Raw genomic sequence first — 12,148 nt, forward strand, 5'->3', positions numbered from 1 at the left:
ACTTCTTTTTAACCATCTTGATTAATTTGTTTTATTAACTCTTCTAAAACTACTTCTGCTTTATCTGTATCAATCTGACAACCGCCTGCTGCTTTATGCCCTCCACCATTATACTTAAGCATCAATTCACCAACATTTGTTTTTGAACTTTTATTTATAATAGATTTTCCTGTACTAAATACAATATTTTGTTTATCTTTTCCCCAAACAACATGAATAGAAATATTTTGCTCTGGATGCATTGCATATACCATAAATCTATTTCCAGGATAAATTATTTCTTCATTTCTATAATCTATTATTAATAAATTATTTTTGATAGTAGTACATCTTTTTAATTGCTCTACAAAATCTTTTTCATATTTAAAATATAAATCTATTCTTTCTTTTATATCAGGTAAATCTAAAATTTCATCAATATTATGTCTTGCACAATATTCAATTAAATCCATCATTAATTGATAATTTGAAATTCTAAAATTTCTAAATCTTCCAAGTCCAGTCCTAGAATCCATTAAAAAGCTTAATAATGCCCAACCTCTAGGCTTTAAAATATCATCTTGCGTAAAATCAGCAGAATCCGCTTTATTTGCTCCATTCATCATTGCAGTAAAATATCCAGGGAAAACTTCATCTCCTCCGTAATATTCATAAACAACTTGTGCTGCACTTGGAGCATCAGGATTAATAATATGATTGTCTTTTTTCTCATTTCTTAATGTTTCACTAAAATGATGATCAAATGCTAAATATACACCATCAACATATGGAAGATTCGTTGTTATATCATCTTTTGTAATTTTTATTTTTCCATCTTGCATATCTTTTGGATGAACAAATGCTATTTCATCAATAATATTTAAATACTTAAGTAAAGTACCACAAACTAAACCATCCATATCACTTCTAGTAACTAATCTATATTTTTTTTCACTCATAATTAATCCTGAAATTTATAATTTATTTATTTTATCATAAAAAATTATTTATTAATATATTTAACAATGACATCGCCCATAGCAGAAGTATTTAAAACTTCTTTTGCATCATATGCTGCTAAATCTTTTGTTCTATATCCATCTTTTAACACTGATTTTATTGATTCTTCTATTAAATCTGCTGCTTTCTCTTCATTTAAAGAATATCTTAGCATCATTGCTGCACTTACTATTGTTGCCAATGGATTTGCTATTCCCATCCCTGCTATATCTGGTGCTGAACCATGTATTGGTTCATATATTGCTGTTTTATCTCCTGTTGATGCTGATGGAAGTAATCCAATCGAACCAACTACCATTGATGCTGTATCAGATAGAATATCTCCAAAAATATTTCCTGTTACAATAACATCAAATTGTTTTGGGTTTCTTACAAGTTGCATTGCTGCGTTATCTACATACATATGACTTAAAGTTACTTCTGGGTAATCTTTTGATAATTCATTCATAGTATCTCTCCAAAGTTGAGAAACTTCTAAAACATTTGCTTTATCTACTGAACAAACTCTTTTATCTCTTTTCATTGCAAGTTCAAATGCTGTTTTACCAATTCTTACAATTTCTGGTTTTGTATATACCATTGTATTAAATGCTTTAAATCCATCATTCTCTCTTGGTTTACCAAAGTAAATACCACCAATTAACTCTCTTACAATCATAATATCTACGCCAGTAATTACTTCAGGTTTTAAAGTTGATGCATTTACTAATTCATCATAGATAATTGCAGGTCTTAAGTTTGCGTAAACACCCATTTCTTCTCTAAATTTTAATAATCCAGTTTCAGGTCTTAATTCTCTAGGAAGTGTATCCCATTTTTCTCCACCAATTGCACCAAACAAACAAGCATCAGAATTTAAAACTCCATCAACTGTCTCTTGTGGTAATGGAACACCTGTAGTATCAATAGCAATACCACCCATTAGATATTCTTTATAATTTAATTCAAAATTACATTTTTTTGCTGCTGCATTTAATACTTTTATTGCCTCATCAACGATTTCTGGTCCTATCTTTATGTCTTATATTTACATAAACTTCCAATTCTTACTAAAAAAGCCTATTTTATAGTATTCATAAGTTCATATACTATAATATACAACTTATAAATTTACATTAATTTACATTTAAAAAAGACACCTAAAAGGACACCTTTGGCAATACCAAAAACAACAAAGACTAATTATCCTGGAATAAGTTACTATAGTGATAGTCAAAAAGGTAAAGTATTTTTAGCAACATTTACAATCAATAAAAAGAAATATAGAAAAATCATTGGTTATGAAAATGATGAATTTAAAACAAATGCAAAAATTGCTTTTTTGAAAAAAGAAGAGATGAAAAGTGAGATTGAAAATAATACATATATAAAAAAAGATTTAACTTTTAAACAATTATGGGAATTATATTTTAATCATATAATAGATTCAAAATCTGTATCTAAAAAAACTTTAACAAGTAAAAAAAGCACTTACAATTGTCATTTTAAATCAAGATTTGAAAACCTAAAAATAAATTCTATTCAAACATATAATATACAACTATTTGCAAATGAACTATTAAAGACAAAATCTCCTAAAAGTGTTGATAACTATCTTGCAGATTTATCAGCTCTTTTCAAATTTGCGATTAAATATAAAATTACAACAAATAATCCTGTAATACTTGTAGATAAACCAAAATACGATAATACAAGAGAATATCCTTTAGATTTTGTAGAATCAAAAAGATTATTCAATACAATAATAAATTTTAAAGAACCTTTATATAAAGACATATTTACTTTTTTATTACATGGAAGAAGAACTGGAGAAGTTTTAAATTTAACTTGGGATATGATAGATTTTGAAAAAAGAACTTATACTATTAAATATGAAATAAACAAAGCAAAAAAGAATATGAGTTATGAAATGACTGATGAGCTCTATAATATCTTTATAAATATAGAAGATAAAGATGGATATGTATTTAAATCTTTAGTAACAGGGGAAAAAATAAAAAATCTTAGATGGGCTTGGGATAGAATACTTAAAGAAGCAAATATTAATAAAAGTATGAGAATACATGATTTAAGACATTTAATTGGAGAAATATCTTTAAATAACACAGATAATAGTATGGAAGTTGTAGCAGCTATATTAGGACATAGTTCTACTAGACCCACAAGAAGATATGCAAAAGTTCAACAAAAAGTTGCAGCACAAGGAATTAAAAAAGTTTTTGATACTTTGAAGTAATACCAGGGGAGTGATGAAGTCCCCCTTTTATCAATATAACTTAATAGCAAATATTAAGCATATCAAAAGTAGTATTACTAATTTTTGAAACAAAGGTACTCCTTTTGAGAGAATCCCACTTTCCCCAGAATTTACATTCTTACCAAACCACCCAGCAAAAAAAAAGGTAAAGCTATAAAGCTCTACCTTTCTATGATTCTCTCTATTCAGGTCATCACTCCTGAAAAAAGGAAACCTTTGTTTCATGGAAGAATTATATCATGTTTTTTCTAAAATGATTAATCCTTCAAAGCAATTTTTATTTATATTAATCGCTTTTCAACTCATCTTCAATTAAATCAGCTTTTATTCTATGATAATAATATTCTTGTCGTTTTTGAGAAAGTTTCTGTATATCATTAAGTAATTCATCTTTAAATAAAGATTTATTTTCAACTAATAAATTAGAAGTATCATTTATATCTTTTTTAGGCGTTTCATTAGTTCTAAACATATTACCTGTATTTGTCAATAGCCAATTTATATTTATATTGAATACTTTATTCAAATTATTAATAATCTTAAATGGCAATTCAACTTGACCTTTTTCATATTTTGAGATTAAATTTTGTGAAGTTTCCAATTTTTCAGCAAATTCAGTTTGATTTAATCCCAAAATCTTCCTAATATTAAGAAAGTTATTATTTATACTCATTATATTAATAATCCTATTGACATTTATTATTGTTTTGAATATAATTATTCAATAAGTTAATAAACTTACATTTATTTACATTTTAGCCTTTAAGGATACCTAAAAATCCATTAAAAAGTGGATTTTCATACTCTTTTATAGGTGTAGGTTTATTTCATAAAAATAATAAAAAAGGATAAAAATGAATGAAAATCTACTCACTAAAGAAGAATTAGCTGTAAGACTTAATTTATCTGTCTATGAAGTAGAACAATTAAGAAAAACAAAAAATATGCCTTACACCAAAATTGGAAGAGTATATAGATATGACCTAGAAATAGTTTCAAAGTTTATTAAAACTTTATCTTCTACAAATGAAAAGAAAAAATCAGGTAATTAAAAATGAAACTATATGAGACAAATAATAGCTTAGAAAATATGCTTAAAAATTTAAAAATTGAAGAAACTCTCATTAATCAAATAATTATTAGATATTCAACGAGTAAGCTGACTAAAACTTTTGTAGAAGAACTAAAAAAACAAAAAGAAGATGAAAATCCAATAAATTTAATTTTACATTTTTTCCTTCTAGCTGACAAAATGAAACCTATAACTTGTGATAAAAAAACTCTTTCAAAACTTACTGGACTTTCTGAAAGAACGATAGATGAGAGAAGAAGAGCTAGACAACTTCCATTTATTCAACTAACAGGTAGCTTTAATGAAAAAGGTGGACGAAAAATAATAATTTTTGACCCCGATGAAGTAACAAATTATTTATATAGTGAAAAAGTAAAGGCTATAAGCTAATGGAAAATAAACATAGTTTTTCTCATATAGAACCTATTTTAATAGATAAAAACTTTATTAGATATTTAAATGAAGAACAACTAAAAGTTATAGGAGCGATATTAGCTTCTAATCAACAAAAATCTTCTTTTCCTTTATCAGATAAAAGTATCGCTTTTTTTGGTGGATTCAATGATATTAAAATTGTCTCAAACATAAAAAAATCACTAGAGGATATTGGTCTCTTAAAAAAGGATATGACACTTGATTTTGTGAATTGGGAAAGAAACATAAAAAAATGAATAAATTAAAAATTATAAAACCTAAAACTAGACCTATACAAATTGAGCCTTGGTTCTTTAGATATTTAAATGAAGGACAACTAAAAGTTGTAGCTGCTATCTTATCTCATGCAGATATAAAAGATAGACAATCAAATTCATTTCCTTCTAATAGAGTAATTGCATTTTATTGTGGATTCGGAAATTTTGAAAAAGGTTCAAAAGCTTATGAAAAATATGAAAAAATAGAAGATGATGAAAAAATAAAATTTAAAAATGAAAAAATGAAAAATGCAATCATAACTGTTGCAAATATAAAAAAATCATTAGAAAAAATTGGACTTCTAAAAAGGGAATATGTAGGACCAAAAGGTAAACAAATTGTTTATATGACTTTAGATTTAGAATGGAAAAAAGAACAATATTTAAAAGAGCATGATGAGTTCTTTAATGATGTCAAATATGAAGATAAAGAAGATGAAAAAGAAAATATAGCTAAAGAACTTGCAGAACTACAAAGATTAAATGAAGAAGGAAATATATCTAAAGATAATCTAGCAAATAGATTAAAAAATTTAAGTAATAAGATAAATGCATCTAATACAGAAAATTCTCAAGTTCCTCTTGAAGATATAGAAAAAGTTGCAACTTATATAATGAATACTTCTAAAGTTCAAAATAAAATAGATGAAGGAATTATTGAAAATAAAGAAGCTTATAAAAAATCAATAATTAAATCAATTTCAAATAATAGTTTCAATGGTGTAGATAAATATTATGAAGCTCTGGTAAAAAAAGAACAAAAAGATATTCTTGAAACACTAACTATATCTTTAGAACAAAATGAAAATGAAAATTTCTACCAAAAAAATATTTTATACTTCAAAGATTTAATATTTACAAATAATATTTTCCTAGCAACTTATCAATCAAAAGATAAAAATTTTTCTAAAAAATACATAATTTCAGATGAAAAAATAAAATACTATTTACATTCATCTTATTTCTATACAAAACAAAATAAAGAACTACTAGATAACTATAACCAAGCAATAAAAAATTATCAAGAATTAATTAATACCCATAATTCAAAAAATAACTCTTCCTGATTACCTAATTATAAATTTTTAATTAAAACAAAACTCCGACTATGTGGAAGTGATAGGAGTATAAAACAAGATTCACCCTAAGCATAAACAGTAACTTGAAAGACTGGAACTAAGGCAAAAATCTTAGATTTGGAGTAGGAGTTACATTTTATCAGAAAAATAAGTAGTTAATCTACTTATTAGATATTTAAATTAATTAAGCGTATTTTGATTTGTGTTAATTCTAATTTTTAGAGTTAATTAAAATCAATTATAAGGAGAAAAGAAGATGAATTTTTATTATTAAAAATAATAACTTAATAAACACTAAAAAAATAAATAAAAGGAAAAGAATGAAAAGAAAAATTATGATGTTATTAGCTCTTATGATATTACCAAATTTACTTTGGGGAGCATCAATTAGTACAGATGGCGCTACAAATGTATTAGAATCAATAAAAACAGCACTTTTTGCAGTTGCTGGTATTACTATTACTGTATTAATTGCTTATGTATCTTATCAGGTTATGCACAAAGGTCGTCCAATTGATGAGATGACAAAAATTATTGTTGGAGCTGGTTTATTAGCTTCTGCTACTGCGATTGGTGGAGTTTTTGCTTCATTTGTTAGTTAAGTAAGGTTTATTTTATGGCAAAGCAACCTGAAATATTATTTAAAGGTATGACTAGACCTGCTATGTTATATGGTGTTCCAATTTATCCTTTAATCTTAGTTATATCAATTTTTGCACTTGTTTCAGTTTGGACTAATATTATATATATGTTTTTTGTCATACCTGTAATACTAGTCATGAAATTTATTGTTATGCAAGATGATTATATGTTCAATTTGCTTTTTCAATCTTTTAAAACTAAAACACCTACCTTAAATAAAAAATATTATGGTGTAAAATCATATTCAAGTATGGAGTATAGAAAAATGAATAAAAATGTAGGATTTCCAACATTATCAATTTTAGGATTAGATTCTAACCCTACTTTTGAAAAATTCATACCTTTTTCATCTTTGATAAAAAAAGATATTGTATTAACAAAAGATTTCAATTTGGTTAGTTCGTGGAAGATTCAAGGAATTAGTTTTGAGGTAGAATCTGATGAGAATCAAGATTTTATAAAAATATTATTAGCAAATGTTTTTCAATCGTTTTCAAGTGAACCTGTAAGTTTTTATTTCCATTCTACAAGGTTTGATATAGATACAGATTTGAAAGCAAAATATGATAATTCTTATTTACAAGAAATAAATGATTTATATTATCTGTCTTTTTCAAAAGGTAATAGTAAATCAACAGATTTATATTTAACAATGATTTATAATCCATTTTTAAATAATCTAGAAAAAAGTAAATTTTTAAGTTCTTCACCAGAAAAATCAAGAAAAGAACTTTTAAATTATATTTCTAAATTTCATGATTATTCTAATAGATTAGAAGCAAATTTAAGTAAATTTGTTGCTAAAAAATTAAAAATATATGAGAAAGAAGGTAAAACTTTTTCAACACAATTAGAACTTTATAATTATTTATTGGGAGGTAAATTTCAAAAAGTAAGAGCATTAAATACACCTGTTTCTGAATATCTTATAGGTTCTTTAAAAAATATACAGTTTTCAAATGATTTAGTTCAACTTAATTATATTGATGGAACTAAAAAATTTGCACAACTAATTGAAATAAAAGATTATACTTCAATAACTTTTACAGGGATTTTAGACATTTTGATGTATTTGGATGTAAATTATACCCTTACACAATCCTTTACTCCAATGCAAAGAAATAAAGCAAAAGAAAAATTAAAAAAGCAAAAAAAACATTTTAAATCAACTGATGATGATAGTATTACTCAAGAAGCTGAGTTTGATATAGCTCTTGATAGATTAACGAATGGTGATTTATGCTTTGGTAACTACCATTTTTCTTTATCGGTTTTTGGTGAAACTATTGAAGAAACAAAATCTAATACAAATAAAGTAATTACTTGTTTGCAAGATATTGGATTACAAGTTATTCTTGCAGATATAGCACTTCCTTCTAGTTATTTTTCACAAATACCTTGCAATTTTGGTTTAAGACCTCGTGTTAGTCCAGTAACAAATGAAAATTTTGCAAGTTTAATAGCTTTGCATAATTTTGCAAAAGGTAGAAAAAAAAACAACCAATGGGGAGATGCGATAACGATATTAAAAACTCCTTCAAAACAAATATACTATTTCAATATTCATGCTGAAAAATCCAAAAATGATTTTGGCGAGTTCACATTAGGTAATTTTTTAGTTTTAGGACAAAGTGGTGGTGGAAAAACAGCAATGTTACAATTTCTAAATAATCAATTGCTGAAGTTTGCAAATAAAGAAACTTTTCCTAAAAATATTCCTGATAATTTAAAAAAGATGACTTTAGTTTATTTGGATAAAGATTATGGTGCTAAAGGGAATATTTTAAGTGCTGGAGGAAGATATATCAATATTCAAAATGGACTTGAAACAGGATTTAATCCATTTATGATTGAAAATACTAAAAACAATAAAAGAAATTTACAAATATTAATGAAAATTCTTGTTACAGCAAACGGAGAAGTATTAAAAACAAGTGAAGAAAAAGAACTTGCAAATGCTATTGATTTTATCATGGATTTTATTCCATTATCTAAAAGAAAGTACGGCATTTCTTTACTCTTAGAAAACTTAACGGATGATAACACTGATGAAAATTCTTTAAAACAAAGATTCTCATTATGGAAGAAAGGTGCAAAATATGGATGGGTATTTGATAACGAAAATGATTTATTAGATTTTCCTGATGATATTAATATTTTTGGAATAGATGGAACAGAATTTTTAAATGACCCTGATGTATCAGCTCCTTTAAGTTTTTATATTTTATGGAGAGTAACAAATTTAATTGATGGTAGAAGGTTTGGATTAATTGCAGATGAATTTTGGCAATGGTTTGCAAATCTTCTTATTCAAGAAGAAATTTTTAATAAACTAAAAACTATTAGAAAAGAAAATGGTTTTATAGGTATGGCTTCTCAATCTGTGGAAGATGTTTTAAAATTAAAAATTGCAAGAGCAATAGTTGAACAAACATCTACACATATTTTCTTTCCAAATGAAAAAGCTAATAAAGATGATTATGTTGAAGGTTTATCTTGTACAGAAGAAGAATTTAACATAATTAAAAATTTTAATACAGGCATGTACCCATTTTTGATAAAAAGAGGAAAAGAAGCAGCTATTGTAACTCTAGATTTAAGCACTTTAGGAAAAGAAAATATATCAATAATTTCAACAGGGATAGTTCATGTCGAAAAAGTTGATGAAATATTTAATAGAAATGATATTTCTTTAGAAGAAAAAGTTAATGAACTTAGAAATTATTATAAAAATATTTAATGAATAAATAATGTTAAATAGCAACAACAAATTAATAAAGAAATGGAGAAATAAAAATGAATAAAAAAATATTACTAAGCTTAACAACTTTAGTAGTTTTAGGTACAGGTTGTTCAAACAAAATACCAAACGCTCAACCAGTTAAATGGCAAAAAGATAGTGCATTAACTATAAATCAAGAATTTTTATTAACAAAAGAGTTTAAAGTTCCAAAAGACCCAATATTAGACAAACAAAATTGGACTTTTCAAGCTCATGCAGAAAAACAAGGAAAATATCTTTTTAAAAATGAAGATATATCTAAAATATTTTTAGTTGGACATAACGCAAGTGAAATTATTTTAATTGGGAGAGAAGATTTAATAAATGAGTATAAAAACTATTTTTTAGAAAATCAAGTTACAGCTAATATAAAACTCCAAGCAGTAAAACCTATACATAAAGACTATAATAAAGTAAATATACTTTTCTTTAATACTATTAGTAAGTAAAAACCAAGAAAAAAAGAACTAGGTCGGATATGGCAAACTTATAAAATAGATCAAGCGAATGCGTAATCTATTTTATAAGGCAAACATACCGAAAACTCGAAGAGTTATAAATCAGAAAAGAATGGAGAAAAAATGAAAAAATATCTACTAAGTGCAATCTTGAGTACACAGTTATTATTTAGTGCTGGTATTCCTGTTATTGATGGAGTTGCAAATGCACAAGCAATGGCTCAGAATATAAAAACAATTGCAGAATGGGCAAAAGAAGCAGAAAGATGGGCAAATACTGTTACACATTATCAAGACCAGTTAAAAGCTTACGAAGATGAATTATTAAGTAAAACAGGTATTAGAGATACAGTAAGCTTTGTACAAGATTTAAACAGATTACAAAGTTATGCAAAAATTTATGGAAATGATTATTTAGATTTAGGTGCTGCATTAGCTAATAAGAACTCAATGGTTGGAAATCAAGCAAGACAATTATTTGATAAATACAATGTTTTTGATAGATGCTCAAGTAGTATTAATAAAGAAGCTTGTGAAAATAAACTAGAAAGAGAAGTAACAACAATAGCGACAGTTCAACAAACAAAAACACTTGTTGATAAATCAGCACAAAATTTAGAGAATTTATCAAAAAAAGTATCAAATACAGAAGATATAAAAGAAAGTCAAGATATTGCAAATGCAATAAATATTGAAATAGCTCAATTGCAAGTAGTTCAAATGAAAATGGATATGTTAGATAAACAAAATAATGCTGTTGATAAAAGTGAACAAGAACAAACAGAAAGATATTTTGCTTCAAAAGTTGGAGTGAAACCAAAATATTAATATTCATTTAGATAAAATGAATTATTAAATTATAAAAAAGAAGGTAATTCATGAAAAAAATTATATTAGGAACGGCAATAACATTAGCTATTTTATTATTATTAACTGGTTGTGGTGAAAGTGCAGAAGATAAAGCAAAACTAGAATTTAAAGAAAAGATGTTATCAATTAAACCTGAAAACTTTTTTATTGAAGTAGAAAAAACAAAAGATTTCTATGAAAAAGAGTATGGGATGAAGGCAAATGTATGGTTTGAAGAACTTAAAGAGACAAATGAATGGGAAGCTTTAGGAATTGAAGCTCTAAAATTACGAAGTGGTAAAGCACCAAAATATTAAAAAAAGGAGAACTTATGAAAATAGAATATAAAAATAAGTTAAAAAAATGGGATTCTTCGAATACTTAGGTGTATGGATAGATTCCCTTTTTGATTTTATAAAAAATTCTTCAAATACAGATGTTGTACAAATTCTTAGCACTTTAGTAGGATTAACAATCACGCTACAAATTATGTTTAAATCTTATCAGTCTTTTGCAGGTAAATCTAATGAGCCTGTGAAAGAGTTGATTTGGGATATTACGATTAGAGTTTTAGTAGTTGGTGTAGCTCTAAATTTAAATGGATACCTAGATACTATAAAAACAGGTATGGAAAATCTTCACAATATCATGTCGGGAAATACAAATTTATATGCAGAACTAGATGAAAAATTTAATGCTACGACGAATTTAATTTCAAAAATTTGGCATGAATATAGTTTTTTAAAATCTGGTCATTCAATCTTTGCAACAGGATTATCAATAATTTTAGTTTTTTTAGGTTTCTTGTTTGGAATAGTACCATCATTTTTAATTGTTGTTACAACAGGAATAACATTAAAAATCTTATTATTAATAGCTCCTATTGTTATTTTTGCTACATTATATCCTTGGTTCAAAAATGTTTTTACCCAATGGTTAAATATATTTATAACTAATCTTTTAACCGTATATATTGTTGGAATATTACTTAGTAAATTTACTGAGAAATATGGAGATTTTATTCAAAAAGCAGATAATAATTTCCAAACTTCAGATGTTTTAATTATTGGTTTTAATGCTTTAATAATGGGAACTCTTCTTGCTGGGCTTTTAAAAGTTGCAATATCTCTTGCAGATAAGATAGGAACTGTTAGTATAGAAACTTTATCCCAAAAATCTTTAACAAATAAGGATAATTTTACGAATGGAAAAGATGCATTAAACACTATGCAATCGACAATTTCAGCTCCAAAAGCTGGTGCAGATTTTATACTTAATAAAATGAAAGGGCTTAATTCTAAATTTTAAAATTGGTTTT

The 12,148-nt window shown here is 25.7% G+C and carries 14 protein-coding genes; 11 read left to right on the forward strand and 3 right to left on the reverse strand.

The window, feature by feature from the left end:
• Window positions 1-8 precede the first annotated feature (8 nt).
• On the reverse strand, window positions 9-938 hold the full coding sequence (locus tag ADFLV_RS09165; protein WP_014474485.1) for a DHHA1 domain-containing protein: 930 nt from the start codon (window positions 936-938) through the stop codon (window positions 9-11).
• Window positions 939-982: 44 nt separating this feature from the next.
• A complete protein-coding gene (leuB, locus tag ADFLV_RS09170) occupies window positions 983-2,017 on the reverse strand; it encodes a 3-isopropylmalate dehydrogenase (RefSeq protein WP_172658821.1) in 1,035 nt (344 codons plus the stop codon).
• A 135-nt stretch (window positions 2,018-2,152) separates the two neighbouring features.
• Between leuB and ADFLV_RS09175 the strand changes: the two genes are divergently transcribed.
• Complete coding sequence (locus tag ADFLV_RS09175; RefSeq protein ID WP_129012098.1) at window positions 2,153-3,235, forward strand: tyrosine-type recombinase/integrase; 1,083 nt, start codon at window positions 2,153-2,155, stop codon at window positions 3,233-3,235.
• A 307-nt stretch (window positions 3,236-3,542) separates the two neighbouring features.
• Here the strand turns inward: ADFLV_RS09175 and ADFLV_RS09180 are convergent, their stop codons facing one another.
• Window positions 3,543-3,929, reverse strand: a complete 387-nt coding sequence (locus ADFLV_RS09180) for a helix-turn-helix domain-containing protein (protein WP_129012099.1) — start codon at window positions 3,927-3,929, stop codon at window positions 3,543-3,545.
• A gap of 181 nt (window positions 3,930-4,110) precedes the next feature.
• Between ADFLV_RS09180 and ADFLV_RS09185 the strand changes: the two genes are divergently transcribed.
• From ADFLV_RS09185 to ADFLV_RS09230, 10 genes are all read left to right on the forward strand, one after another.
• On the forward strand, window positions 4,111-4,308 hold the full coding sequence (locus ADFLV_RS09185) for a helix-turn-helix domain-containing protein (RefSeq protein ID WP_129012100.1): 198 nt from the start codon (window positions 4,111-4,113) through the stop codon (window positions 4,306-4,308).
• A 2-nt stretch (window positions 4,309-4,310) separates the two neighbouring features.
• The gene (locus ADFLV_RS09190; protein ID WP_129012101.1) at window positions 4,311-4,718 is read left to right on the forward strand and encodes a hypothetical protein; all 408 of its coding nucleotides are present in this window, start codon (window positions 4,311-4,313) and stop codon (window positions 4,716-4,718) included.
• On the forward strand, window positions 4,718-4,999 hold the full coding sequence (locus ADFLV_RS09195; RefSeq protein ID WP_129012102.1) for a hypothetical protein: 282 nt from the start codon (window positions 4,718-4,720) through the stop codon (window positions 4,997-4,999). The genes ADFLV_RS09190 and ADFLV_RS09195 overlap by 1 nt, the downstream gene beginning before the upstream one ends.
• Window positions 4,996-6,087: a hypothetical protein gene (locus ADFLV_RS09200; protein ID WP_129012103.1), complete on the forward strand. Its 1,092-nt coding sequence runs from the start codon at window positions 4,996-4,998 to the stop codon at window positions 6,085-6,087. Before ADFLV_RS09195 ends, ADFLV_RS09200 begins: the two co-directional genes overlap by 4 nt.
• A 314-nt stretch (window positions 6,088-6,401) precedes the next feature.
• Window positions 6,402-6,701, forward strand: a complete 300-nt coding sequence (locus ADFLV_RS09205) for a TrbC/VirB2 family protein (protein WP_228712412.1) — start codon at window positions 6,402-6,404, stop codon at window positions 6,699-6,701.
• A gap of 14 nt (window positions 6,702-6,715) precedes the next feature.
• Window positions 6,716-9,481, forward strand: coding sequence for a VirB4 family type IV secretion/conjugal transfer ATPase (locus ADFLV_RS09210; protein ID WP_129012105.1), 2,766 nt, complete (start codon window positions 6,716-6,718; stop codon window positions 9,479-9,481).
• A gap of 56 nt (window positions 9,482-9,537) precedes the next feature.
• Entirely contained in the window at window positions 9,538-9,972 is a 435-nt protein-coding gene (locus ADFLV_RS09215; RefSeq protein WP_129012106.1) for a cag pathogenicity island Cag12 family protein, read from the forward strand.
• Between the two features lie 132 nt (window positions 9,973-10,104).
• Window positions 10,105-10,809 carry a type IV secretion system protein gene (locus ADFLV_RS09220; protein WP_129012107.1) on the forward strand — a complete coding sequence of 235 codons (705 nt, stop codon included), beginning with the start codon at window positions 10,105-10,107 and terminating at the stop codon, window positions 10,807-10,809.
• Between the two features lie 50 nt (window positions 10,810-10,859).
• Window positions 10,860-11,147 carry a hypothetical protein gene (locus ADFLV_RS09225; RefSeq protein ID WP_129012108.1) on the forward strand — a complete coding sequence of 96 codons (288 nt, stop codon included), beginning with the start codon at window positions 10,860-10,862 and terminating at the stop codon, window positions 11,145-11,147.
• Window positions 11,148-11,193: 46 nt separating this feature from the next.
• On the forward strand, window positions 11,194-12,138 hold the full coding sequence (locus tag ADFLV_RS09230; protein ID WP_129012109.1) for a TrbL/VirB6 family protein: 945 nt from the start codon (window positions 11,194-11,196) through the stop codon (window positions 12,136-12,138).
• Window positions 12,139-12,148 lie beyond the last annotated feature (10 nt).

The sequence above is a fragment of the Arcobacter defluvii genome, assembly GCF_013201725.1.
Lineage (GTDB): Bacteria > Campylobacterota > Campylobacteria > Campylobacterales > Arcobacteraceae > Aliarcobacter > Aliarcobacter defluvii.